The organism is Aphanizomenon flos-aquae FACHB-1287, from assembly GCF_014698755.1.
In the GTDB taxonomy this organism is placed as follows: Bacteria; Cyanobacteriota; Cyanobacteriia; order Cyanobacteriales; family Nostocaceae; genus Dolichospermum; species Dolichospermum flosaquae.
The window spans coordinates 57,463-81,153 of record NZ_JACJTO010000001.1 but is presented as its reverse complement, the minus strand read 5'-3'; the positions used below and the strand labels follow the sequence as shown (position 1 = coordinate 81,153).

General features: G+C 38.9%; 26 protein-coding genes. 18 read left to right on the top strand and 8 right to left on the bottom strand.

The genetic code is table 11. From position 1 onward, the window contains the following. The first annotated feature begins 111 nt into the window (after nucleotides 1-111). From tkt to H6G44_RS00335, 3 genes are all read left to right on the top strand, one after another. Nucleotides 112-2,118, top strand: coding sequence for a transketolase (tkt, locus tag H6G44_RS00345; RefSeq protein WP_190385299.1), 2,007 nt, complete (start codon nucleotides 112-114; stop codon nucleotides 2,116-2,118). A gap of 151 nt (nucleotides 2,119-2,269) precedes the next feature. Beyond that, the gene (locus H6G44_RS00340) at nucleotides 2,270-3,235 is read left to right on the top strand and encodes an AEC family transporter (protein ID WP_190385300.1); all 966 of its coding nucleotides are present in this window, start codon (nucleotides 2,270-2,272) and stop codon (nucleotides 3,233-3,235) included. Between the two features lie 87 nt (nucleotides 3,236-3,322). Next, complete coding sequence (locus H6G44_RS00335; protein ID WP_190385301.1) at nucleotides 3,323-4,240, top strand: M23 family metallopeptidase; 918 nt, start codon at nucleotides 3,323-3,325, stop codon at nucleotides 4,238-4,240. Between the two features lie 89 nt (nucleotides 4,241-4,329). On the opposite strand, the gene H6G44_RS00330 is transcribed toward H6G44_RS00335, so the two are convergent. After that, nucleotides 4,330-5,025: a L,D-transpeptidase gene (locus H6G44_RS00330; protein WP_190385302.1), complete on the bottom strand. Its 696-nt coding sequence runs from the start codon at nucleotides 5,023-5,025 to the stop codon at nucleotides 4,330-4,332. Nucleotides 5,026-5,330: 305 nt separating this feature from the next. Here H6G44_RS00330 and H6G44_RS00325 point away from each other — a divergent pair, with 305 nt between their 5' ends. The 3 genes from H6G44_RS00325 (at nucleotide 5,331) to H6G44_RS00315 (ending at nucleotide 7,071) form a co-directional block, all read left to right on the top strand. Beyond that, entirely contained in the window at nucleotides 5,331-5,987 is a 657-nt protein-coding gene (locus H6G44_RS00325) for a sigma-70 family RNA polymerase sigma factor (protein ID WP_190385303.1), read from the top strand. A 115-nt stretch (nucleotides 5,988-6,102) separates the two neighbouring features. Beyond that, a complete protein-coding gene (locus H6G44_RS00320; protein ID WP_190385304.1) occupies nucleotides 6,103-6,573 on the top strand; it encodes an anti-sigma factor family protein in 471 nt (156 codons plus the stop codon). Nucleotides 6,574-6,675: 102 nt separating this feature from the next. Beyond that, entirely contained in the window at nucleotides 6,676-7,071 is a 396-nt protein-coding gene (locus H6G44_RS00315) for an MAPEG family protein (RefSeq protein WP_190385305.1), read from the top strand. 48 nt (nucleotides 7,072-7,119) lie between these two features. Here the strand turns inward: H6G44_RS00315 and ald are convergent, their stop codons facing one another. Next, nucleotides 7,120-8,211 (bottom strand): alanine dehydrogenase, encoded by a 1,092-nt coding sequence (gene ald / locus H6G44_RS00310; protein ID WP_190385306.1) that lies wholly within the window; start codon nucleotides 8,209-8,211, stop codon nucleotides 7,120-7,122. Between the two features lie 250 nt (nucleotides 8,212-8,461). Here ald and H6G44_RS00305 point away from each other — a divergent pair, with 250 nt between their 5' ends. The 3 genes from H6G44_RS00305 (at nucleotide 8,462) to rdgB (ending at nucleotide 9,805) form a co-directional block, all read left to right on the top strand. After that, complete coding sequence (locus H6G44_RS00305; protein ID WP_190385307.1) at nucleotides 8,462-8,632, top strand: hypothetical protein; 171 nt, start codon at nucleotides 8,462-8,464, stop codon at nucleotides 8,630-8,632. A 307-nt stretch (nucleotides 8,633-8,939) separates the two neighbouring features. Next, the gene (locus tag H6G44_RS00300; protein ID WP_190385308.1) at nucleotides 8,940-9,233 is read left to right on the top strand and encodes a hypothetical protein; all 294 of its coding nucleotides are present in this window, start codon (nucleotides 8,940-8,942) and stop codon (nucleotides 9,231-9,233) included. Next, entirely contained in the window at nucleotides 9,233-9,805 is a 573-nt protein-coding gene (gene rdgB, locus H6G44_RS00295; RefSeq protein ID WP_190385309.1) for an RdgB/HAM1 family non-canonical purine NTP pyrophosphatase, read from the top strand. The genes H6G44_RS00300 and rdgB overlap by 1 nt, the downstream gene beginning before the upstream one ends. 85 nt (nucleotides 9,806-9,890) lie before the next feature. On the opposite strand, the gene H6G44_RS00290 is transcribed toward rdgB, so the two are convergent. After that, entirely contained in the window at nucleotides 9,891-11,039 is a 1,149-nt protein-coding gene (locus tag H6G44_RS00290; RefSeq protein ID WP_190385310.1) for a homospermidine biosynthesis protein, read from the bottom strand. 186 nt (nucleotides 11,040-11,225) lie between these two features. Here H6G44_RS00290 and H6G44_RS00285 point away from each other — a divergent pair, with 186 nt between their 5' ends. The 5 genes from H6G44_RS00285 to cobO all read left to right on the top strand — a co-directional run bounded on the left by H6G44_RS00285 (nucleotide 11,226) and on the right by cobO (nucleotide 13,488). After that, on the top strand, nucleotides 11,226-11,579 hold the full coding sequence (locus H6G44_RS00285; RefSeq protein WP_190385311.1) for a DUF433 domain-containing protein: 354 nt from the start codon (nucleotides 11,226-11,228) through the stop codon (nucleotides 11,577-11,579). An 88-nt stretch (nucleotides 11,580-11,667) separates the two neighbouring features. Beyond that, nucleotides 11,668-11,913 (top strand): hypothetical protein, encoded by a 246-nt coding sequence (locus tag H6G44_RS00280; protein ID WP_242031640.1) that lies wholly within the window; start codon nucleotides 11,668-11,670, stop codon nucleotides 11,911-11,913. Between the two features lie 101 nt (nucleotides 11,914-12,014). Further along, nucleotides 12,015-12,308 carry a DUF433 domain-containing protein gene (locus tag H6G44_RS00275; protein ID WP_190385312.1) on the top strand — a complete coding sequence of 98 codons (294 nt, stop codon included), beginning with the start codon at nucleotides 12,015-12,017 and terminating at the stop codon, nucleotides 12,306-12,308. Then, nucleotides 12,305-12,667: a DUF5615 family PIN-like protein gene (locus H6G44_RS00270; protein WP_190385313.1), complete on the top strand. Its 363-nt coding sequence runs from the start codon at nucleotides 12,305-12,307 to the stop codon at nucleotides 12,665-12,667. Before H6G44_RS00275 ends, H6G44_RS00270 begins: the two co-directional genes overlap by 4 nt. 143 nt (nucleotides 12,668-12,810) lie before the next feature. Further along, complete coding sequence (gene cobO / locus H6G44_RS00265) at nucleotides 12,811-13,488, top strand: cob(I)yrinic acid a,c-diamide adenosyltransferase (protein ID WP_190385314.1); 678 nt, start codon at nucleotides 12,811-12,813, stop codon at nucleotides 13,486-13,488. Nucleotides 13,489-13,519: 31 nt separating this feature from the next. On the opposite strand, the gene H6G44_RS00260 is transcribed toward cobO, so the two are convergent. From H6G44_RS00260 to H6G44_RS00245, 4 genes are all read right to left on the bottom strand, one after another. Beyond that, entirely contained in the window at nucleotides 13,520-14,146 is a 627-nt protein-coding gene (locus H6G44_RS00260) for a hypothetical protein (RefSeq protein WP_199291707.1), read from the bottom strand. A 408-nt stretch (nucleotides 14,147-14,554) separates the two neighbouring features. Next, nucleotides 14,555-15,538, bottom strand: a complete 984-nt coding sequence (locus H6G44_RS00255) for an RNA polymerase sigma factor, RpoD/SigA family (RefSeq protein ID WP_190385316.1) — start codon at nucleotides 15,536-15,538, stop codon at nucleotides 14,555-14,557. A 548-nt stretch (nucleotides 15,539-16,086) separates the two neighbouring features. Then, nucleotides 16,087-17,817 (bottom strand): helicase HerA domain-containing protein, encoded by a 1,731-nt coding sequence (locus H6G44_RS00250; RefSeq protein ID WP_190385317.1) that lies wholly within the window; start codon nucleotides 17,815-17,817, stop codon nucleotides 16,087-16,089. 146 nt (nucleotides 17,818-17,963) lie between these two features. Next, nucleotides 17,964-18,758: a glutathione S-transferase family protein gene (locus H6G44_RS00245; RefSeq protein ID WP_190385318.1), complete on the bottom strand. Its 795-nt coding sequence runs from the start codon at nucleotides 18,756-18,758 to the stop codon at nucleotides 17,964-17,966. A gap of 423 nt (nucleotides 18,759-19,181) precedes the next feature. On the opposite strand from H6G44_RS00245, the gene H6G44_RS00240 reads away from it, so the two are divergent. Then, nucleotides 19,182-19,808 (top strand): fasciclin domain-containing protein, encoded by a 627-nt coding sequence (locus H6G44_RS00240; RefSeq protein WP_242031641.1) that lies wholly within the window; start codon nucleotides 19,182-19,184, stop codon nucleotides 19,806-19,808. 90 nt (nucleotides 19,809-19,898) lie between these two features. Here H6G44_RS00240 and H6G44_RS00235 read toward each other — a convergent pair whose 3' ends face one another. Beyond that, complete coding sequence (locus tag H6G44_RS00235; protein WP_190385319.1) at nucleotides 19,899-20,468, bottom strand: YciE/YciF ferroxidase family protein; 570 nt, start codon at nucleotides 20,466-20,468, stop codon at nucleotides 19,899-19,901. A gap of 375 nt (nucleotides 20,469-20,843) precedes the next feature. On the opposite strand from H6G44_RS00235, the gene H6G44_RS00230 reads away from it, so the two are divergent. The 3 genes from H6G44_RS00230 (at nucleotide 20,844) to moeB (ending at nucleotide 23,522) form a co-directional block, all read left to right on the top strand. After that, nucleotides 20,844-21,524 (top strand): HEAT repeat domain-containing protein, encoded by a 681-nt coding sequence (locus H6G44_RS00230; RefSeq protein ID WP_190385320.1) that lies wholly within the window; start codon nucleotides 20,844-20,846, stop codon nucleotides 21,522-21,524. A gap of 72 nt (nucleotides 21,525-21,596) precedes the next feature. Then, the gene (locus tag H6G44_RS00225; protein ID WP_190385321.1) at nucleotides 21,597-22,163 is read left to right on the top strand and encodes a phycobiliprotein lyase; all 567 of its coding nucleotides are present in this window, start codon (nucleotides 21,597-21,599) and stop codon (nucleotides 22,161-22,163) included. Nucleotides 22,164-22,349: 186 nt separating this feature from the next. After that, nucleotides 22,350-23,522 carry a molybdopterin-synthase adenylyltransferase MoeB gene (moeB, locus tag H6G44_RS00220; RefSeq protein ID WP_190385322.1) on the top strand — a complete coding sequence of 391 codons (1,173 nt, stop codon included), beginning with the start codon at nucleotides 22,350-22,352 and terminating at the stop codon, nucleotides 23,520-23,522. Nucleotides 23,523-23,691: the final 169 nt, after the last annotated feature.

The following is a 23,691-nucleotide window of genomic DNA, read 5'->3' as shown; positions in this document are numbered from 1 at the left end:
TGTCCATTGGCAATTAGGAATGAGATGATGAATAAAGTGGGATCTCTTGCTCATGAACCCACCAAAAAAACCCTAAAAAGAGTCCTAACCCGTCCTTAACAATTAGAGATTATGGCTGTTGCAACCCTCCAAGAACTTTGTATCAATTCTATCCGCTTTTTGGCTGTAGATGCCATAGAGAAATCCAAATCGGGACACCCTGGGCTACCAATGGGCGCTGCTCCCATGGCTTTTGTCCTCTGGGACTCCTTCATGCGGTATAATCCTAAAAATCCTCAGTGGTTCAACCGCGATCGCTTTGTTTTGTCCGCTGGTCATGGTTCAATGTTACAGTATGCCTTACTCTACCTCACAGGCTACGATAGCGTTACCATAGACGATATCAAGCAATTTCGTCAATGGGGTGCTAAGACCCCAGGCCACCCGGAAAATTTTGTGACGGCCGGTGTAGAAGTTACCACAGGTCCTTTAGGTCAAGGAATTGCCAATGCTGTTGGTTTAGCCGTAGCAGAAGCACACCTGGCCGCTAAGTTCAATAAACCTGATGCCACAATTGTTGATCACTACACTTATGTACTTCTTGGTGATGGTTGCAACATGGAAGGGATTTCTGGTGAAGCAGCTTCTATCGCTGGACACTGGGGATTAGGTAAACTTATTGCTCTCTATGACGATAACCACATCTCTATTGATGGTTCTACAGATGTAGCATTCACTGAGGATGTTTCTAAACGCTTTGAATCTTACGGTTGGCACGTTCTGCACGTTAAAGATGGTAACACAGATTTAGAAGGCATTGCCAAAGCGATCGCAGACGCAAAAGCAGTAACGGACAAACCTACCATGATTAAGGTGACAACCACCATCGGTTATGGTTCTCCTAATAAGGCTAATACTGCGGGTATTCACGGTGCTGCCTTGGGATCTGATGAAACAATAGCTACTCGGAATAATTTAGGCTGGGAATACGATGCTTTTGTCGTTCCTGAAGATGCCCTCAATCACACCCGCAAGGCTGTTGAACGCGGTGCTAATTACGAATCCCAGTGGAATGCGGCTTATGCTGAATATAAGGCTAAATACCCCCAAGAAGCAGCAGAATTTGACCGTTTAATTAGTGGCAAATTACCAGAAGGTTGGGATCAAGTATTACCTACTTACACAGATGCAGATAAAGCATTACCTACTCGCAAACACTCGGAAACCTGCTTGAACAAATTAGGTGCTGCTTTACCGGAATTAATCGGCGGTTCTGCCGACTTAACCCACTCCAACCTCACTGAGCTTAAAGGTGCTGGAGACTTCCAAAAAGGACATTTCGGAAATCGTAACATTCACTTCGGTGTCCGGGAACACGCCATGGGTGCAATCTGTAACGGTATGGCCTTGCATAACTCAGGTTTAATTCCTTACGGTGCAACCTTCCTTATCTTTACCGATTATATGCGGGCTGCCATTCGCTTGGCTGCTCTTTCCGAAGCCGGTTCAATTTGGGTTATGACCCACGACTCCATTGGCCAAGGTGAAGATGGTCCTACCCACCAACCCATTGAAACTCTAGCTTCTTTACGAGCTATTCCCGATTTAACCGTAATTCGTCCCGCAGACGGAAACGAAACCTCTGGGGCTTATAAAGTCGCAATTGAGAAGTCTAAAGCAAATGCTTCGACTTTATTGGCTTTCACTCGTCAAAACGTTCCTAACTTAGCAGGTACATCAATCGCAGGTGTTGCCAAGGGTGGTTATACAATTATTGATTGTCAAGGTACACCAGATATCATTTTAATTGGTACTGGTTCGGAATTAAGTCTTTGTGTGAGCGCGGCAGAGAAACTAACCGCAGAAGGTAAGAAAGTTCGCGTTGTTTCTATGGCTTCTTCTACCTTATTTGATACACAAGATCCAGCTTACAAAGAATCTATTCTTCCCAAGGCTGTTACCAAGCGTCTATCCGTAGAAGCGGCTAGTAGCTTCGGTTGGCACAAGTATATCGGCAGTGAAGGTGATACCGTAAGTATTGATACCTTTGGTGCTTCCGCCCCTGGTGGTATTTGTTTAGAGAAATTTGGTTTCACAGTGGACAATGTTTTAGCTAAAGCTAAGGCTTTGTTAGGTTAACACTAACGGATATTCTCTAAATTTTGTGGGGTGAGCTGAAAAAGCTCACCTTTTTTATGGGAAAATTACTAATATAGGTTGATACAAATAAACCAAACATTCTCAATCTTTTAAATCTGGAATTCCGCTTTATGATACTAGCCATTTTACTATGATTGAAACCCTATTTAAAGCTTATACTCCTCTATTTACCTGGATAGGATTAGGACTAGTATTAGCGCGGTTCACACCCAATAATTTAACCAAGTTACTAGGACAGGCACTTTACTGGGTAGGAGTGCCACTACAACTACTAGTATTAGCTCGTCACACTAACTCATCTATTGGCCTACTAATACCAGCGATAGGAGTCTGCGTTTTATTGTTAAGTCTGGTTCTATCATTGTTGATTTGGTGGCTTTGGCAATCGTTAATAAGTAGTAGAATCAAGACAGAACAGAATAATATAGAAGTGTCAGCCCCCTTAAGCAAAGCAAGTTTAGGCAGTTTTATTTTAGCAACCATTTTAGGAAATACAGGCTTTGTGGGACTAACACTAACACAAGTCTTAACAAGTCCAGAAAATAATGATTGGGCAGTATTATTCAGCGTCACAAATAATGTTGTTGGTACTTATGGCATTGCCGTGTTAATTGCCAGCTATTTTGGAGAAAAAGAAACCGAAAATCACTGGTGGATACAGTTACGAGATATAGTTACTGTTCCTAGTCTGTGGACATTTTTTATCGGCTTAAATACCCAATTTGTCGAATTACCTGCAATCATTGAATCAGGTTTAGAACAAGCTGTGTGGGTAGTTATTGCCTTTGCCTTATTGCTGGTTGGTTTGCGACTAGGTACAATAAAAGAATATAAAAATTTGAATATGTCCTTAATTGCCAGTATTTTAAAAGTTTTGGTTGTACCTTTACTAGTGGGATTAGGTGCGAGTTACTTGGGTATAATTGGTGAACAGCGGTTAATATTGGTATTAATGTCAGGAACACCCACAGGGCTTTCTGTACTAATTTTAGCAGAAGTTTATGAGTTAGATCGAAACTTGTTAGCCAGCAGTATTGCTTTAACTTTTATTGGGTTATTTTTAGCGCTACCCTTGTGGTTAATTTGGTTTGGTTGAATTTATTTATTAACTTCCCAAGGAAACAGTAACTACAATAAATTAGTCCGTTTACTAACAGCCTCTAAAAATCTGTTTATTAAGCTTATGAATACCATACCTAAGACTATTAATCTAGAGAATAAATTTTCAGTGTTTTCTATTATCAACCCTGCTAAAATGTTCATAGGCATAATTGCTGCTGTCCCTATTGCTTTCAGCTTACCAGCAAAAGCTTTAGAAGTACAGATATTACCTAAAAGTCCGCAACTGGGAGATACAATTTCCGTAGTAATTGAGTCTACTAACTCAGACAATATCAGCAATCCTACTGTAGCAGTGGGGCAAAAAACATATCCAGCTTTTGAAATTGCCCCTCGTAAATATCGTTCTTTTATTCCCACAACTCCTTTAGAAAAAGCCGGAGTAAGAACAATTAAAATTTCTGAAGCTGGACAAGAAAAAAATTTATTAGTACAAGTACGAGATCGCAAATTTCCTATTCAACGCATCACATTACCACCTGGGAAAGCTGGAGTCAATGCTACCGAATATGAACTTAAGCGCGTAGCCGAATTAAAAGCCCTACAGACACCAGAAAAATATTGGCACGGCATTTTTTTGACACCCAATACTGGGCGAACATCCACTAAGTATGGTGTCCGTCGCTACTACAATGGTAAATTTGCCAAAGACTACTACCATCGTGGACAAGACTACGCAGGTGGTGAGGGTTCAGCCGTGACCACCCCAGCAGCCGGACGAGTGGCCTTAGTTGGTACAGTATCCCAAGGATTCCGGGTACATGGTAACGTCGTAGGGATTGATCATGGTCAGGGGGTAATCAGTATTTTCATGCACCTAAGTCGTATTAATGTTCAAGAAGGTGATTTTGTGAAAGCAGGAGAAAAAATCGGTGCAGTCGGTTCAACTGGTGCATCAACTGGACCACACTTACACTGGGGACTGTATGTAAACGGACAATCTGTTGATCCATTACCCTGGAAATCTCAACAAATTGATTAAAAGTAAGTCATATCTTTGACTAAATAACCTCAATATCTTTGGCGTGGATTGTGTTAATCATTACCCGTGGATCTAAATTGGATCGAATTTTATTCACGCACTAACACTTGTGTGCCTATGTTGACTTGACTATACAACATTCGCACATCAGAATTACGCATTCTTAGACAACCGTGAGAAACCGCCGCCCCCAATAGGTCAACATTTGGTGTACCATGAAAGCCAAGTTCATTCCGGCCATCTGACCAGAAACCAATCCATCTATCCCCTAAAGGACTATTGCTACCTCCCTCAAAAACAGCACCAGTGATAGGATGTCGCCAAATGGGATCATGTTCTTTGTGCATGATTTGAAAATTACCCGTTGGTGTTTCCCAGCCTTTTTTGCCAATAGCGATGGGATAACTCGCTATTACTTCATCATATCGAAAAACATAGACCCGGCGATCGCCTAAATCCACAATCACCCTAGTTGTATTTAATGTTGGTATTGGTCGCTGGGAATTATTGACCGAACCTGTAACATTAGCCAAAATTGACTTGCGGGGTTTACCGGAGAAATCCAAATTAATCACAGCAGATTTTTGGGGAGAGTTAGGCACAGAAGCCGCAATTGCGCTATTGCCAATTTCCACCGCTGAACCCTGGGGATAAACCTTTGTAAATGTAGATTGATTTAATTGTCCTGTTGTTCTCGTCGTGTGCCAATGGACAGCCAGAGATAAAATCGCTGTACCAAAACAGAGAAACGTTACCATAGTCCCAACTGATTCATTTCTTGCCATTGTCCTCGCCTATTATTTATCCCTGACATATTTAGCCATTACCTATTATTACTTATCATCGGTTATCAGTCAGGTATTTGGTAGACGATTTTCCATCTGAATTATTACTTCAATTTCACAAAAAACTTAATCTCGATCTTCTTTTCACCTGACCTTCCCGTAACTACTTGACCATGAATAAAATACTGGGAACTCCTTGCTATTTATATTTCCGTGTTCTAATTATAAATCAGTTACTTTACTGAGGAACTTTTAAGCCATGATCAAGTCTAATAGAAGGGAGTGATTTAACACCAGCCTGATCCATGAGTCAATCCCTTGCTGTATCTTGGTCAACAGTTGATGCCGTCTACCCCGAAGCATCCATTCCAGTTGACAAACTATCAAACCACGATCTGATTTTACGCTGTCAAGTTGGATTGCGTCCAGACCGTGCCGCCTTTTCAGAACTACTAGGTCGCTATCAGGCCCAAGTTGATCGAATTTTATATCATTTAGCCCCTGATTGGTCTGACAGAGCCGATTTAGCCCAAGAAGTCTGGATTCGTGTGTATAGAAATATTAAGCGACTACAAGAACCTGCCAAATTTCGGGGTTGGTTGAGTCGCATTGCCACGAATTTGTTTTATGATGAATTACGTAAACGTAAACGGGTGGCCACTCCCCTATCATTGGATGCTCCGCGATTATTAGATGACGGAGAAATGGATTGGGAAATTGCCTGTCAGACCCCAAGTCCACAGGAGGAAATGACGACAAGAGAATTTTATGAGCAGTTGCGAGAAGCAATTGCTGATTTACCAGAGGTTTTTCGGACTACAATTGTTCTTAGAGAAATTGAAGGTATGGCCTATGAAGAAATTGCCGAAATCACCGGAGTTTCCCTAGGGACTGTGAAATCTAGAATAGCTAGAGCCAGAACGAGGCTACAAACTCAATTGCGAAGCTATCTAGATACATAATCTACACTATGTTTCTTTAATTCTATGGCAGATTTTAAGAAATATTAAGGACTGTCAACGAAAATATACATTTTCTGCCATTAAGAACTAAAACAAATCAACAGGTACTACAAGTATGGATAAGCGCGGTTTTTTTGAGTTATTAAGTGCTTACTTGGATGGCGAAGTCACAGCCACCGAACGTAAGCAAGTTGAGGAGTGGCTGTCAACTGATACTGACATAAAATTATTGTATAAGAGATTATTAACTCTTCGACAAAGTTTACAAAATCTACCTATTCCTACCGGCGTTCAGTCACCAGAAATGACGCTTAATATAATCTTAGCACGTCTGAGGTTTCGTTACCGCTTAAACTGGATGCTTGGTGGTGCAGTGACAGCAGTTTGTATTATCGGAGCTATGTCCAGTTTATTCCCTAATTCCTCAAGAATGCTGGAATTTGCCAGAACACAACCAACGGAATCAACAGCTACAGAGCCAGTAGTTACAAAGTTTTCAATAATGATAGCTTTAAATAACCCAGTGTTTGAAATTCCGAAAACAGCAATATCTCCCGACGAACAGCCAGTTAATAAACTCGACTAATTGGTTGCTGGTATCTTAACCCCAAATGTACTGATTCTTACACCTATCTAATTATTCTATCATATTAGTAAATAAAACCAATTTTCGATTTTACCTCAGCTTATGCCTCCTTCCCCTTATCCAAGTTTAGTGACTGTTGCTACACTGATACTATATTTTGTAGTGACAATTAATGTTGGTAGAGCCAGATATAAATATCAAGTTCCCGTACCACAAACTACAGGAAACCTCGATTTTGAAAGAGTGTTAAGGGTGCAGCAAAACACCTTAGAACAGCTTGCTTTGTTTATCCCGGCTTTATGGTTGTTTTCTATTTATGTTAGTCCTATTTGGGGTTCTGCTCTCGGTGCAGCTTGGGTAGTGGGACGGATTCTATATGCTTGGGGATATTATCAAGCAGCGGAAAAGCGTGGTCCAGGTTTTGCAATTAGTTCTTTGAGCAGTATTGGGCTAATTCTCGGTTCACTAGTTGGTATTATTTTATCTATGGTGAAATAGACTAGGGACTGGGAACTGGTTTAAATTTTACCAATTCCCAATTCCCAATCAACTAACTAAATCTGGGAAAACTTCTTGTAGAGCAGAATGGACAAGACGATGATTTTGAACATTTAAGCCTTTAGCTAAGGCTGGGTTAATGTCTAAAGCTTTAAGTCCCAGCTTTGCTAACTGGACAGTATAGGGTAATGTACTGTTATTTAGAGCTTGTGTGGATGTCCAAGGAACTGCTCCTGGCATATTAGGAACGCCATAATGTACAACTCCTTCATCAATGTATACTGGCTGAGTGTGGGATGTGGGGTGTAATGTTTCAACACATCCACCTTGGTCTACAGCGACATCTACAATTACTGAACCAGGACGCATTTGTTTAACTAATTCCCGAGATACTAGAATGGGTGCTTTTTTACCAGGAATTAAGACTGCACCAATGAGTAAATCCGCGTCCTTGACGGCAGTTTCAATATGGGCAGAATTGCTGTAAAGTAGTTCTACTCTCGAACCAAATAGAGTTTCTAGGTAAGATAGACGTTCAACGTTGACATCTAATATTTGCACCATTGCACCCATACCCACGGCGATTTTTGCGGCTTCTGTACCGACAACACCCCCGCCTAAAATCACTACTTTACCAGCTTTAACTCCGGGAATACCCCCTAAAAGTACACCTCTTCCTCCTTGTTGACGTTCTAGGAATCTTGCACCAAATTGTACGGCTAACCGACCAGCAACAATACTCATGGGGGTGAGTAAGGGGAGTTTATTTGCTCCTGGTTGTTCTACGGTTTCATAAGCAATGGCACAAGTGCCACAATCAATTAAATGCTCTGTTAATTGACGATTCGCTGCTAAATGTAAATAAGTAAATAACAATTGTCCTTTTTGTAAAAATTTGTACTCGCTCGTCAAAGGTTCTTTCACCTTAACAACCAAATCCCGATTCCAGGCATTATCAGGGTTATTGACAATTTCCGCGCCAGCACTGCGGTAGTCTTTATCAGTGAATCCCGCACCAGTACCAGCGTCACTTTCTACAAAAATATTATTACCATTTTCCCGTAATACCCGAACACTGGAAGGACTTAAACCTACCCGAAATTCCTGATCTTTAGTTTCTTTGGGAACACCAATTTCCATTTATCACCTCTTATATTTTATTGTTTTACTGTAACCTACTGTGTACCTAGTTTACTATTCATGTATTCAGTAATTCCCAATCCAAAATTTTTAGTCCCCTAATCATACACCTTGACTAATTCGCCAGTTTTCTTACAATAAATAAAGAATAATTAAAAATTGTTAAGCTCCGACGACCATCCCCAGCAATTTACTTGAAAACCCTCTGTAAGTTTTTGTTTACCAATTATCAAGAAAGGAATCACTGATTATGACACAACAACCACCAACCATTACCCCCAAATTAGCAGAACCTAAGTTTGGTTTCAATGAATATGCTGAACGTTTGAATGGTAGAGCAGCTATGATTGGCTTTATTTTAATGGTGATAATTGAATACACTACTAATCAAGGTGTACTTGCATGGCTCGGTTTAAAGTAATCTTCTAAGTGTTACTGATAGGGTGTAGGGACGTTTCATGTAGCGTCTCTACATTAGTTCTTGGTTTATTTTTATCCTCATATTCTGTTTCTCCAAATTACCAAATTAATTTGGTGGATTATTCCTAGTACAATAGGAATAGAAAACTACCGCAGTGCTGGCGGTGTTAACTACAGTGATCCATTTGTTGCCAAAAGAAATTACAATCGTCTATGCTATTATTGGCCTGCAATGAAACAAATAAATTGTAGTCAGGGTATTCTGAGTAAATTTATACGAAAACCTAATTGGAACTAAGTAAGCTGTGATGAATGCTGTATTACCTCGTTTTTTAAAGTCAGCCTACCGCAAAGAACCTATCATTAGTGCATTGATAACTGTGGGAATCATGGATGCTCTGATTGGTGGTTTGGATGATAGTTGGTCACTTTTCACTTTTGGTTTAGGAACAGCCGGAATAGCTCTCGTCTTTAAATTATGGCGAATGCAGCAACGTCCGTCTTTACCAGAAGAGCCTGTTGCTCAATATTATTTACCTCCTCAGTCTTCGATTGATCCTTTACCTGTATTAAAGATTTCCAAGAAAAAACCCCGTCAGTAATGAATAAATTACTTGTAGTAGCGACAGGAAACCCCGGTAAATTGCGGGAAATGCAAGCTTATCTAGCTGATTCTGGTTGGGAATTAGCTTTAAAACCGGAAGATTTAGATGTGGAAGAAACAGGAGAAACTTTTGCAGAAAATGCTGGTCTCAAAGCCTCGACAATTGCTAAAGTTACAGGTAATTGGGCGATCGCTGATGATTCTGGTTTAAGGGTAGATGCTCTTAATGGTGATCCGGGGGTGTATTCTGCTCGTTATGGGAATACAGATGCAGAGCGGATTGAGAGATTATTAAGAGAATTAGGTGATCAGGAAAATCGCCAAGCTCGGTTTGTATGTGCGATCGCAGTTGCAAATCCTCAAGGAGAAATAGTAATTCAATCTGAGGGTGTTTGTCACGGTGAGATTTTATTTTCACCTGCTGGAGATGGTGGTTTTGGTTATGACCCGGTTTTTTATGTACCCGAACAACAATTAACTTTTGCTCAAATGAGGACGGATTTAAAAAAATCCATTAGTCATCGTGGTCATGCTTTAAAAGCTCTATTGCCACAGTTAATTAGGATTTAATCTAGGGGCGATTAAGCTTGATTAGCCGTTCCTGCGTAGTTCTTCGCTATCGCCCACAATATGACATCCAAACCTGTTACAAATCTTAACCTTTAACTGGTGTACCACAAGGATAAGTTGCTACTTTGGAATCACTACCCTCACTTACAGGCTTGTCTTTAGCTGCTAGATAGTCTTTTTGCAATGTATCTAATAAAGCTTCACGTTGATCATATAACCGCTTCAAGGGACGAGGTGGACATTGATTCAGGACATAAGCTGTCATTAAAGGCAAAGCGATCGTACTATCAGTATAACAGACAATGGCGCTAGGTAACTCATCGGGGTCAATTTTACCCCAACTCACGGCTTCTGCGGGAGTCGCCCCAGACAAACCACCAGTATCAGGACGTGCATCGGTAAACTGGACAAAGAAATCATGTCCCCGTTCTTCCAAACCTAACACCTCGTGTATTTGCGGTTGTGTTTGTAATAAAAAGTTTTTAGGACTACCACCACCAATAATTACCGCTGCACTTGTACCGTCATTTTCTCGCGCTCCATAAACAATCGCTGCTGTTTCATTGACATCAATGGACGGATCTATAACTAGCTTTGAACCTTCTAAAGCTAAAGCTGCGACATTCATACCGATAGAACTATCACCGGGAGAAGAAGTATAAATAGGTACGCCATATTTATAAGCTGTCGCCAATAAACAGGAATTTTTAACACCTAATTGTTGTTCTATTTCCCAGACGCACTTACCCAACAAATGATGAAATTCCGCCGTTCCCATGCGTTTTTGGAAAGGTTCAGCTTGGAGAACTTTACGGATAAAAGCGTCCGTTTCTAGGAGTACATCGTAACCAAAAATTATATCATAAATTCTGATTGTTCCTTCCTCCCGCAATTTGACATCATCTAAAAAGGGACTACCAGCAAATAGTTCAAAACCCAAACCATAGTGGATATCATGGTAAAGATTCGCACCTGTGCAAATCATCCAGTCAATAAAACCATTGTGAATGAGGGGCGCAAGGGCGGAAACCCCAAAACCTGCGGGTGTCATAGCCCCAGAAAGGCTTACTCCTACGGTGACACCCTCTTGAAACACTTCCTTAGTCAGCAGTTGACAGGCTTCCCGCAACCGGGCTGAGTTGTAAGCGGTAAAATAGGTATCAATTAAGTCAACCACGCTAACATTGTTAGACATGGGGATAGGTGCGATTTTTTTACCTGGCTTTTGTGACATTTTTGGGAAATCCTGAATACTAAATATGCCGAATATAATGTTATCGTATTCAAATGTACGGAAGTTGCTAAAATATTTTGTAGCGATATGAGTTAGGGACAATGCTTAATGGTATACTGAGGGATTAATACAGTTTTGTATTTCTATTAGTTGCTATTATTAAAGGCAATTAACTTGTTATTAATTATGGCACAAGCTTTAGTGAATCTTTCTGAAGGAATTGTATCTGAACCCGCACCATTGGAATTTACCACTGATGGTGTCATTAGGATAACTCGTGTAACACTAGATACGGTAATTACTGTTTTTCAACAAGGAACAACAGCAGAGGAAATTGCTTACCGTTATCCATCCCTTAAACTTGCTGATATTTATGCTACCATTGCCTTCTATCTCAATCATCAACAAGAAGTGGAAGTGTATCTACAGCAAAGACAGCAACAAGCACAGGAAATTCGTAAAATAAATGAGACCAGATTTGACCCCCAAGGGTTGCGTGATAGATTGTTGGCGCGCAAAGCAGAACGGGACGTATGTTGAAACTGCTTGCTGATGAGATACTATTGTCAGGGGATTGTTGTGACGTAACCCAAATATTGATATTGTCAGAGTCCAAGATGTTGGTCTTTTGGGTAAAGATGATCCAACTATCCTAGCATGGGCAGCCCAAGAAAACAGAGTTTTACTTACTCATGATGTCGCTACAATTACAAGCTATGCCTATGAACGGATTACACAAGGTCAGCCCATGCCAGGAGTGATTGAAGTTATTACAGATACACGAATTGGGCAAGTAATAGAAGATATTTTGCTTCTGATAGAGTGCTGTTTAGAAGGAGAATTGGCGGAACAAATTTACTATCTTCCTCTGTAAAAATCATAATTAATTAGCTGTTAACTTAAGTAGGGATACGAGACACGATCGCTCTTTTTGGTTTACAATAAGATTATCCCAGAGGATTAATTCAGAAACCGATGCCAACCCTCACAGATATTTCCACTTTGATTGTTAGCACACCAGATACTTGTGGTGGTCGTCCGCGAATTGCTGACACTCGCATTACTGTTCAGTATATTGTCAATGAAATTAAATCTGGTATGACCCCAGAAGAAATTATTGAAGATAAGCCTTATTTGACAATTGCAGGTATTTACACGGCGTTGGCTTATTATTATGCTAATAAGGAATCACTAGATATTGAATTCACTCAATATCAAAAAGAATGTCAACGACTTGAAGCAGAATATAAAACAGGACATTTCTCGTGAATCGTATTTGCTTCTATTTGGATGAAGACACTATCAAAACCGCACTTATACAAGCATTAAGAAATGCTGATTTGGATGTTGTGACAGTGGCTGATGTTAAGAGATTGGGTTATGCCGATGAAGAACAACTAATTTGGGCAACAGAACAAAAGCGAGTAATTTATAGTTTCAATATCGGTGATTTTTGCAGATTACATCGTGATTTTATGGTTGAGGATAAAAGTCATACTGGAATAATTTTGGCTTCACAACAACAATACTCGGTTGGTCAACAACTACGAGGATTATTGAAACTGGCTGCTGACAAGTCAGCCCAAGACATGGTTAACGAATTGGTATTTCTTAGTGCTTATGTTTAAAAATTACTGAAAATAGATTCTATCAATTTTGAATTATTCAGATCGCAGGTAACAGAATTTATATCATTTTTAGTCTAACATAACAAAGACAAAAAATTATACTTCATTCTCTTAGCCTTAACAGTTATTTATCAACAGGGTTTATGAAAAGCAACACACCAGAAGAATTAAATCCAGATCAAGAAATTTCCCGTTTAATTGATGAGGTAATATCAACATCACAAACTGATGAAAAATACCGTCAAAAAATGCAGCGAAGGAAAGAAATTCAAGACCAAAGAATAGCTAAAGCCATACCCGAAAAAGGCTTAATTATCGTCAATACCGGTCACGGAAAAGGTAAAACTACAGCGGCTTTGGGAATGGTTTTAAGATCCCTTGGTCATGGATACAAAGTAGCCATAATTCAATACATTAAAGGCGCGTGGGAACCAGCAGAAAAACGCGCTTTTAGTCATTGGGAAAACCAACTAGAATTTCATGCAATGGGAGAGGGTTTTACATGGGAAACTCAAGATCGTGATCGAGATTTGGATAAAGCCGCAGCGGCTTGGGAAAAATCCCTAGAATTTATCAAAAATCCCGATTTTAAATTAGTGCTTTTAGATGAAATTAATATTGCTTTGAAAATGGGTTATTTACAAGTTGAAGAAGTATTAGCAGGTTTAGCTGAAAAACCACCGGAAAAGCACGTAATTCTCACGGGAAGAGGCGCACCAGCAGCATTACTAGAAAAAGCTGATCTAGTCACTGAAATGACATTAATTAAACATCCTTTTAAAGATCAAGGTGTGAAGGCGCAAGCAGGAATTGAATATTAAGAATTAATACGGTAATTTTAGTAATAGGGAATTACCTAAAACCATCGCTTCCCTGTTGACATATCTGTAAAATTTCCCTATCATGAGAACTTACAGAACTTAAGCGGTAATAGTCTTGTAAAGTTACTGAATAAGGATAGGTTGTCAACTCATTTTCATTATTTTTAGGGATTGTACTTATTGTAGCTACTTCCATTGTCCCGACTTCACCAGGAAAAGTTCTCACTATCATAGCTAGTTCTCCCGACTTGGTTAACTTACCTTGAAAACAACTAAACTTAGATTGAGCAATATACAAAGCACCAATGATTTTATCTTGCTGTTTTTGAAAAATAATGTAACCTTGTCCTAATTGGTTTGGTGTTAATGATTCTCCATAAAGATAAATACCATCTTCTTCTGGAAATTGGATTTTTTCTTTTCTTTCTAATTTTCCTGTATTTGTAAATTCAGTGGATGTGTGATAATAATTCTTAACTGATGATTCTTGAACCGGTTCCTCTTTTGTCTCTTGGGGTCTTGATAAAAGAGCAGGATTAGTAGCTAATACTTTTGATGAAAGGAGTTTATAATGTTGTTGACTAGAATAGTTAATACCTAAAAAACCAACAGCAATAATTAAACCAACTATAGGAACTTTGAATTTATCGGAAGTCATTAATTTGGAAATATAATTAAGCACAGGATTCTCCCTTTAACAAACTTAATTAACTATTCTTTTGTCTAAACTTCTGCAATAATAACTAAATACTCATAACTAAAAATTCCCTCAAAGGTTTTATCTATATATTTAATTTAAAATTAGTTAAAAACTCTCTGTTTATCTAATTTTGAGGAATAATCTCAGATGATCATAATTTGAAAAATTCAGGCTTCATCTGATAAAATCATCCAAATGGAAGATGTAAAATCAAGATTTAAAAAATTTATACCTTGTCACCAAATTCGCAACGTAAATCTAAAATCCTTCCTATTTCCTCCCCATAAAAATCGCCCCCTGTTTTCAAATCAGGAGGCACATTACCGAAAAGGATATTTTAAAATTCGCTGTTGCGTGTTCACATTCCTAGCTGGCAATATATTCTTTGACATTACCTCGACGACGACGTAAATGTGCAAGAGCTTGATGCTCTAATTGACGAACTCGTTCCCGACTGAGGTTCAAGCGCTCACCAACTTTTGCCAAAGACATTTCATTTCCATCTTCTAAACCAAAGCGCAAAGCCACAACTTGACGCTGCTGGGGAGTGAGTTCTGCAAGCAGATTATTCAAATCATGACGCAAAAACTCCTGAGTAGTATAATACTCCGGGGAAGGACCATCATCTTCCAGCATTTCTTGTAACTCAGTATCTTGGTTCTCACCGACCCGCACATCTAAAGATACTGGTTGACGTGCCATATTCAAATATTCCCGAATCTGAGCCGGTTCTAGCTCCAATTCCTTAGCGATTTCTGTCGGAGAAGCAGACCTTCCCAACTTTTGCGCTAATTCCCTTTGAACTTTCTTAATTTTGTTCAGTTTTTCGGTAATATGGATTGGTAAGCGAATTGTCCGACCTTGTTGGGCGATCGCTCTGGTAATTGCTTGACGAATCCACCAATAAGCATAGGTTGAGAATTTGTAACCCCGCATAGGATCAAATTTCTCCACACCCCGTTCTAGTCCCAAAGTTCCTTCCTGAATTAAATCCAGAAATTCCATATTGCGCTTTTGGTATTTTTTAGCAATAGCCACAACTAAGCGCAAATTGGCCTCAATCATTTTTTGCTTGGCTCGCTTACCTTGGACCATCAGCCGATTTAGTTCTGTCTCCGATTGATTAACACGAGTAGCCCATTCTGATAGACTAGGTTCATGATCAATTTCCTTGCTTAAAGCCTCCTTGGCTTCCAGCAACACCATCATTTGCTGTACTTGTTTACCGTAAATAATCTCTTGCTCACGGTTTAACAAGGGTACACGGCCAATTTCCCGTAGATAGGTTCGCACCATATCAGCCGTGAATTTAGCATTGATATTTTCTGTATGATTTTTAACTGTAGGCATTGGCTTTTTATCCTCTACTCCCTAAACAAAATAAATATTTTTCAACAAAGGCAATTGGTAAATTTACTACACACATCACTGGATATATATAGGGAGCTACCATCTATAATTACATTGATTAAGCCTTTGTCAAGGTGTTGCTACTTTAAAATAGATTGCTTTATCCTCCCTCAATTTTGGAGTTTTAGCAGCAGTAAATTAGTTGTTTTCTAGAATTCTTTTTTTAGTTATCTAGTAGTCGCATGGAAAAAAACCGGAATCAGTATGAGTTTACTTTTGTTTCATGTTACGACAAATAGAGTCAATAGTAAAGTTCCCAAATAATAAATATTTCAGTAATCAAACTCCAAAATTTGATAACTATTTTTCCTCAACTTCCAAAAACTGTACTACCATAATCATAGTGACGCAAAAAACCCCCTCAAGTTGCTTTCAAGTAGCGGGATAACCGAACTTGAATTGTTTGGATAATGGAGGGATTTTACAGGAATACCCGGTAAGCTAAAGCCCCTGGTAGTCTCAAGCAGTTGTCAGTTGTTGATTTCAAACTAAAAACCTAAGTCTGCTTTAGCTAGTTCAGCAGCAGTGAATACTTCCTCATCTGACTTTTCTTCCCAAACGATATCGCCAATTTCAGCATAAAAGGTGGTATCATAGGGACGGGTACGCACAACCACTGGCATGGGAACAGCATGACCTAAAATTAAAGCTTGTTGTTTAGAGTCTAACTTAGCTAAGACTGAACGTAAACCACCTGCACCAGATACACCTGTAAAAATAGCATCAATATCCTTCTCATCATTGAGCAAAGCTGTAATTCGAGTTCCAATCTGCGACATGACTTCATTATCTATGCCAGATGGACGTTGATCAACTACCAAAAGCGTGACAAAATATTTTCGCAGTTCCCTAGCAATAGTTCCAAAAATTGTACTTTGTACCACCCCTGGGTCAAGAAAACGGTGCGCTTCTTCTATTGTAATCATTAATGGTGTCGGTCTATCTAAAGGATTTTTGCTCTGGAGAAATTTATCAGCTTTTTTGACATAATGCTCATGTATCCGTCTAGTGATCATATTCGTCACTAGCATATATGAAAGCATATTTGATTGTGAACCAAATTCGATAACTACGTTTTTTCCAGCTTCTAGGGATTGGACGATATTTTTAATATAATTTTGTGGACAAGCACTACGCATATATTTTAAAGCATCTAAACGGAATAATTTACGCTGTAATGCCATGATTGAGCCTTTATGTCCGCGTTTTTCCTCACAAAACATCTCAATATCTTCGTTACTCATATTTAGTAACTTAATAATCCAAGATTTACCCAATTCACTAAATAGGATATTGGCATTATCTAAAGCCGCTTCTGAAAGTCCTAAATCACGATTACATAATTTAATATCTTCAACTTCAACCTGCTCATAACTAAGATAGAGTTCTTGTGCATCTCGTACACCTCGACGTTTAGTTGAGTCGGGATCAAGTGTGTAAACTTCGACTTGTCCGGGAAATAACTGTTTTAAGCCTTTAACAGTGTTGACGTTTTTTCCTTCTGCGACTGCTTCCCAACCATATTCTGAGTGCATATCAAAAATTAAATTGACAGCAGCATTTTTACGGATAACACCAGCTAAAATTAAACGAGTCAGGAAAGATTTACCAGTTCCCGATTTTCCAAAAATCCCATTACTGCGCTCAACAAAACGATTTAAATCAATACAAATCGGCACATCCATATCTAAGGGTTTACCGATAGAAAAGTTTTTGCGTTGCGGGTCGTCTTCCCAGCCAAATACTTTACGAAAATCCTCAACGCTGGCTTCATAAACTTGGCTAAAATGACTAGGAATAGTTTTAACAGGTAACAATTCCATCGTCGTACTGGTTTGGGGTTGAAAGGATGCTAAACCTGTAGACGATGGTATAAAAGTATTAGGAGATTTACCATTACTGGAAAAGACAGATTCTAGAGATTCAGGGGTAAACATCAACATGGGCGCTAGGTTGATCATCCCGTAAGTACCGCTACCTGCTAATACTTCGCGCAAAAAACTATCTTCCCAATTAGGAGGACTAGCTGTAATGCGGTCATTTGCCATACCCAAGGATACATCTGTTAGCATACAGAAAAAACGCGATCGCATTCCCTGTACTACGAGAAATTTACCTACCCGCATATCTTCTACAGAAATGTCTGGGTGTAATCTGACTTCCAAACCCCCAGTCAGAGAACCTTCAATAACTGAACCTAATGGTAATCCCAAATTCATTTTTGTCCGTTGTCAGTGGTCAGTAGTCAGTTGTTCGTTGTCACTGGTCAGTGGTCAGTTGTTCTTTGTCAGTTGTTCGTTGTCAGGGAATAGGAAATTCTTACCAATGACCAATATTATCAATTACCAATTACCCATTCCTTTCCTTAGTCAATGTGAATGTTTGTTGGTATATTTCCCACCGGTGGGGTAATTCCTGGTAATGGTTTTCTAAATTGTGAGTAAATGCGATCGCGCCAGGCAAAAAATGCTTCATACTCAGGATTATCAGCTATACTAGATAAACCCTTACCTCTAAGAGATACTGGTAAATCCAAGTAAGCACCATCAGGAAACTTCAAAAGCATTGATAAACTAGCTACAGTCAAATCAGCTAAAGTTGGTTCATCACCTGTTAAATAAGGACTACCCACCAATAATTGGGTAATAATGTCCAAATCTTGTTTCAAACTGGTAATAGCCGCATTAACCACATCTGGGGTAAAACCAACACCGAAACCCAGTGCGGACAGAAAATCACCAGGAACACCTTCAACAAAACTTCTGAGAATATCTGGAGTTGAAACTGGTAACAACGACTTACGAAAATTTTGATCTTGACTAATGGCTGCAAATAGTGCTTTTCTACCTTTAACACCCATTGACTCATCTGCCCAATCTTCCAATAATAAAGTTAAAGCCCGTTTTTTGGGTTCTATTGGTATCAGCGGTCGATCTGGATATTCCGTATCTAAATACTTAGAGATTTCCGTAGAATCAACAATATATCTATTTCCATCCTTTAAAATTGGTACTTGTTTATGTCCAGTTAAGCGAAATAATTCTAGCTGTCCAATTCCAGGCGCAACTTCGATTTTGCGATACTCTAACCCTTTATAATCAAGAATTAGACGGACTTTTTCGGAAAATTGAGATAGTTCCCACTGATATAGTTCTAGCATATTATATATCCTGCAAGTTGTTTGTGATTGTATCTTTAATTCTGAGGCTTTTTCCCGTGAATCAATGATTTTTTTGACTTTATTTGCTGATAGGTAATTTGGAAACTATCTAGACTTTTGTTCAATTGAAAATTTAGATATTTTCGGGAGCATTAGTTAAGATTGTATCATATTTTTGATTTTTGGCAGAATTTAGTTTTAAATACTTTTAGATTATCTTGACAATTATAAATCCTAACTGGTAAATTCTTGTAGAGATAGGTTGATCTAAAATATTTGGTAAGATCAGACCTACTAATTAGGAAGATATTCTAGTTAGCAGAATTTTGTCAGTTTTGATATAACCTATAATTGTAAGTAATGAGGACTAAAAAATTGATCAAGTGTAATTACAGTAAATTATTATTTAGAATAGTAAGTATAATGGGATTAACTAGTTTTGGACTGTTAATTAACATACCATCCCCAGCCGAAGAAACACTTAAGCCCAAACCAAGTATTTTCAACCAAGATCCCTATAATCGTCATGGAAACCCTAGTCAAAAAGTACCTATAACTAAACCCATCAAACCAGTAATAGAAGTTCCCACCGTTAAACCGACACCAACAACACCCGTAACTGAAACCACAGAAAACAAGAACTTAATCGTGTTGGCCAACGCCGATGGATCTTTTACAACTCTTATCAAAGCTTTAACAGCAGCGGGGCTCACAGAAACTTTACAGGGAGCAGGTCCTTTTACCATTTTTGCACCTACAGATGCAGCATTTGCACAACTAAAAGATGAAACCGCAGTACAAGATTTGTTAAAGCCAGAAAATAAGAAAATATTAATTCAGATTTTAAAGTATCATGTAGTCCCTGGTAAAATCCTTTTCAGTGATTTGAAATCTGGGAAAGTAAAAAGCTTACAAGGAGATGATATCATAGTAACTATTAATAATAATATTGTCAAGGTTGATAATGGCAAGATAACTGAAGTAGGTATCCAAGGTAGCAATGGCATTATTTATAAAATTGATCATTTACTTGTGCCTCCTAATTTATAGATTTTCCATATTTAATTGATAAAAATTCAAAACTTAAAATCCCCGAATTATAGAAATATCGGGGATTTTTTCTAGGAAATAGCGATCAACTTAACGATTTTTAACCGTAGCTTTAGCTTCGGGTTGCTTCGCTTCTTGAACTAACTGCATCATCAACTGTTCCAGTTTTTGTGCTGTCTGTTCTTCTTGGCGTAAATTTTGCTCTAATAACTGGACAACTTGGTTTTGTCCTAGCATGACTTCCCCACGCAGACTCTCAGCAACCTTAATCAAAGTACGATAACAAGTAATTTCTAATTGTTCAATTTTACAATGCCATTCTGCTAGTCCTAGATCTACAATTTTGGAATTATCCGCAGATAAAAGTGTGAATTTTTGACATTCACTAATTAAACCAGCCGCAATATCACAAGTAATCCGTTGTGGCTGTTCTCCGAAAATAGTTAATATCTGTTTGAGGTTTTCAATGTGCTGTTCAGTTTCGGGAATATGTGGCTCAATTACCGCCTTTAACTTACTATTTTGACAACATTGCCACATCATTTGCTGGGCTTCTAAGAAGCGATTTTCAGCATCGTACATCGTGTTAATTTCATAGATAAACTTCTGTTGTAAGCTGGTGATTTTTTTTGTACCTGGACGCTCACTAAGTTGAACCATGATCATACTCCTAATGCTATTTCGCTGTCTTTAACAGTCGTTTCATTAACCCTACCGCTACTCTTATTGATTTTCTTCTTACTAAAGACACAGTAAAATATAATTGTTATTTACACGACAAGATCGGACATAAAGAATAAGTCTGAATTATGATTTGTGTAATTAACAGAACCTACGCAAAATATTCCTCTAACCCTCATTTCTCAGTGTTCTTTGTACCTGAAGTAGTTCGTTATTCCGTCACTTGTGTGAAGTTCTAATTAATGTGATCGAGATGATTTCTATCATCAAAATCACCAAAATCATCAAAATTACAGTTGAGACCGTCCCAATTATGTTAAAGTGCAGATAAATTAAGAAAATGCTGTCAAATAAATGGCTGCTCCAAATTTAGAAGTAATTTCGGCTCAGTTAGAAAGTCCCAATCTGCGCGATCGCATGGTAGCTCTTGCTAATTTGCGTCATGTATCTGCTGATGATGCAGTACCTTTAATTAAAAAGGTATTAGATGATCAATCTCTACAACTACGCTCAATGGCCACATTTGCTCTAGGTATAAAAAAAACCTCAGAGTGTTATTCCATTCTAGTGAAAATTTTAGAAACAGATCCCGATTATGGTATCCGTGCTGATGCTGCGGGTGCATTGGGATATCTAGAAGATAATAGAGCCGTAGAAGTGCTATCAAGAGCATTTTATGAAGATACAGACTGGTTAGTGAGATTTAGTGCCGCAGTATCTTTAGGTAATATCAAAGACCCCCGCTCCCATGATATTCTTATCCAGGCACTAAATAGTCAAGAAATAGTGATTCAACAAGCAGCTATTTCCGCCTTAGGAGAAATTCGGGATGTAAATTCAGTCACACATATTCTGCGTTTTGCTCAAGCAGAAGATTGGTTAACACGACAACGCCTCGCCGAAGCCCTTGGCAACTTACCCACCCCTAAAAGTGTATCTGCTTTAAAATATCTAGAAAAGGATAGTCATAAAAACGTTGCAGAAGCAGCCAGGATTTCTCTACAAAGACTTGAGGAAAGCAATAACCTTAGTTGAATTAAAGTCTCTTCCTAGTTTTTAATAAAATAAAGAGATTTTGAAAATTAAGGACAGGGGATAATTTGATTTATGAACGTTAAAGAATTTTTTGAATTAAGCGCTGGAAAATGGTTTTCCCATCGTACCAGTCACCATTTGGCGTTCAAGCAGTCAGAAGACGGTAAATCAGACATCGTGATTGAGATATTAGCCGCTGATCATCCAGAAGTGATTAAATTGTGTCAACAGTATGAAATTGAGCCAGATACAGCTTCCTGTGGAGCGCGAGTTACCTGGAATGGCACAATGGAATGGGACGAAGAAAAACACGAGGGTTCAACCGTTTTAGCCACAGTTCCCAATGCAGATAACCCAGATGAAGGTAAATTACTGCGGGAAATGGGTTACGCCGAAAAAGCCCCCGTTGCTGGTAGCTATAAAATCGGTGATGATGGAGCCTTAACTTTGATCACTGAATATGAAACAATGTGGTCTGAAGAAAGACTATGGTTTGCTAGTCCTAATTTGCGGATGCGAGTAAGTGTTTTAAAACGCTTTGGTGGCTTTAGTATGGCTTCCTTTACCTCAGAAATTCGTATGGGTAGCACAGATGCCTCTAGAATGGCTACAGAAGCCGCTAATACTGCTACTAGTTAAAAAAGAAGTTTCCAAGACAGGGAAAATTGCCAATCCCTGTTCTTCAGCGGTTAGTTGTCAGTGGTCTTTTGTTCATTATTATCACCGATTCCTGATTTCTGATTCCCGCGCCCATTGCAATCCAAAATGATAAAATTAGCAACTTTAAGTTAACATTAATACTCCGCGCTGATTTCTACAACTGCTATGCTAAATCCGAATCTGGATGAAATCCAGTTAACAAAAGACGACTATGAACGCTACTCCCGCCACTTAATTTTACCAGAAGTGGGAATGGAAGGGCAAAAACGCCTAAAAGCTGCCAGCGTATTGTGTATTGGTACAGGTGGACTAGGTTCACCATTGCTGTTATATCTTGCAGCCGCAGGTATAGGCAGAATTGGTATTGTTGATTTTGACATTGTAGATACCTCTAACCTCCAACGTCAAGTTATTCATGGCACATCCTGGGTAGGTAAACCCAAAATCGAATCAGCAAAAAACCGCATTCACGAAATTAACCCCCATTGTCAGGTTGATTTATATGAAACGCGTCTGAGTTCAGAAAACGCTCTAGAGATTATTCGTCCTTACGATATCGTTGTAGATGGTACTGATAATTTCCCAACTCGGTATTTAGTTAATGACGCTTGCGTATTGTTAGATAAACCCAACGTTTACGGTTCTATATTTCGTTTTGAAGGACAAGCAACTGTCTTTAACTATGAGGGCGGTCCTAACTATCGTGACCTATATCCCGAACCACCACCACCAGGAATGGTTCCCTCTTGTGCAGAAGGTGGAGTTCTGGGAATTTTACCAGGAATGATTGGGATTATTCAAGCTACAGAAACAGTCAAAATCATTTTGGGTAATGGTACAACCCTCAGCGGAAGATTGGTGCTTTACAACGCCTTAGATATGAAGTTCCGGGAACTAAAACTACGTCCTAACCCCATCCGTCCAGTTATTGACAGGCTCATAGACTATGAACAATTCTGTGGTATTCCCCAAGCCCAAGCGGAAGAAGCGAAACAGCAAATGGAAATTCCAGAAATGACCGTGAAGGAATTAAAGGAATTATTAGATAGTGGTGCAAAGGACTTTGTACTATTAGACGTACGTAATCCTAATGAGTATGAAATTGCTAAAATACCCGGTTCTGTGTTAGTTCCGTTACCAGATATTGAAAATGGTGATGGTGTCGCTAAGGTGAAAGAATTACTCAAAGGACACCGCTTAATTGCTCATTGTAAAATGGGTGGACGTTCAGCGAAAGCCTTAGCTATCCTCAAAGAAGCAGGGATTACAGGTACAAATGTCAAAGGGGGAATTAATGCGTGGAGTCAGGAGGTAGATGCTTCCCTAGCTCAGTATTAATGGTTTTGTGCGGAATTGTTGATGATCATCACAGGAATTATTCTAGCAATCCTTAATTTAATCTAAACAAAAAGACACCCGATATTATAGACATCGGGTGTTTGATTATGACCAATATATAACAAGCCAGGTTAATTTGTAGGACTAATTTATACAAAAAAAAATTAAA

Bases quoted from the DNA above. Each gene is read 5' to 3' on its own strand.
- tkt (WP_190385299.1), top strand. From the start codon at position 112: ATGGCTGTTGCAACCCTCCAAGAACTTTGTATCAATTCTATCCGCTTT.
- H6G44_RS00340 (WP_190385300.1), top strand. From the start codon at position 2,270: ATGATTGAAACCCTATTTAAAGCTTATACTCCTCTATTTACCTGGATA.
- H6G44_RS00335 (WP_190385301.1), top strand. From the start codon at position 3,323: ATGAATACCATACCTAAGACTATTAATCTAGAGAATAAATTTTCAGTG.
- H6G44_RS00330 (WP_190385302.1), bottom strand. From the start codon at position 5,025: ATGGCAAGAAATGAATCAGTTGGGACTATGGTAACGTTTCTCTGTTTT.
- H6G44_RS00325 (WP_190385303.1), top strand. From the start codon at position 5,331: ATGAGTCAATCCCTTGCTGTATCTTGGTCAACAGTTGATGCCGTCTAC.
- H6G44_RS00320 (WP_190385304.1), top strand. From the start codon at position 6,103: ATGGATAAGCGCGGTTTTTTTGAGTTATTAAGTGCTTACTTGGATGGC.
- H6G44_RS00315 (WP_190385305.1), top strand. From the start codon at position 6,676: ATGCCTCCTTCCCCTTATCCAAGTTTAGTGACTGTTGCTACACTGATA.
- ald (WP_190385306.1), bottom strand. From the start codon at position 8,211: ATGGAAATTGGTGTTCCCAAAGAAACTAAAGATCAGGAATTTCGGGTA.
- H6G44_RS00305 (WP_190385307.1), top strand. From the start codon at position 8,462: ATGACACAACAACCACCAACCATTACCCCCAAATTAGCAGAACCTAAG.
- H6G44_RS00300 (WP_190385308.1), top strand. From the start codon at position 8,940: ATGAATGCTGTATTACCTCGTTTTTTAAAGTCAGCCTACCGCAAAGAA.
- rdgB (WP_190385309.1), top strand. From the start codon at position 9,233: ATGAATAAATTACTTGTAGTAGCGACAGGAAACCCCGGTAAATTGCGG.
- H6G44_RS00290 (WP_190385310.1), bottom strand. From the start codon at position 11,039: ATGTCACAAAAGCCAGGTAAAAAAATCGCACCTATCCCCATGTCTAAC.
- H6G44_RS00285 (WP_190385311.1), top strand. From the start codon at position 11,226: ATGGCACAAGCTTTAGTGAATCTTTCTGAAGGAATTGTATCTGAACCC.
- H6G44_RS00275 (WP_190385312.1), top strand. From the start codon at position 12,015: ATGCCAACCCTCACAGATATTTCCACTTTGATTGTTAGCACACCAGAT.
- cobO (WP_190385314.1), top strand. From the start codon at position 12,811: ATGAAAAGCAACACACCAGAAGAATTAAATCCAGATCAAGAAATTTCC.
- H6G44_RS00260 (WP_199291707.1), bottom strand. From the start codon at position 14,146: ATGACTTCCGATAAATTCAAAGTTCCTATAGTTGGTTTAATTATTGCT.
- H6G44_RS00255 (WP_190385316.1), bottom strand. From the start codon at position 15,538: ATGCCTACAGTTAAAAATCATACAGAAAATATCAATGCTAAATTCACG.
- H6G44_RS00250 (WP_190385317.1), bottom strand. From the start codon at position 17,817: ATGAATTTGGGATTACCATTAGGTTCAGTTATTGAAGGTTCTCTGACT.
- H6G44_RS00245 (WP_190385318.1), bottom strand. From the start codon at position 18,758: ATGCTAGAACTATATCAGTGGGAACTATCTCAATTTTCCGAAAAAGTC.
- H6G44_RS00240 (WP_242031641.1), top strand. From the start codon at position 19,182: ATGGGATTAACTAGTTTTGGACTGTTAATTAACATACCATCCCCAGCC.
- H6G44_RS00235 (WP_190385319.1), bottom strand. From the start codon at position 20,468: ATGGTTCAACTTAGTGAGCGTCCAGGTACAAAAAAAATCACCAGCTTA.
- H6G44_RS00230 (WP_190385320.1), top strand. From the start codon at position 20,844: ATGGCTGCTCCAAATTTAGAAGTAATTTCGGCTCAGTTAGAAAGTCCC.
- H6G44_RS00225 (WP_190385321.1), top strand. From the start codon at position 21,597: ATGAACGTTAAAGAATTTTTTGAATTAAGCGCTGGAAAATGGTTTTCC.
- moeB (WP_190385322.1), top strand. From the start codon at position 22,350: ATGCTAAATCCGAATCTGGATGAAATCCAGTTAACAAAAGACGACTAT.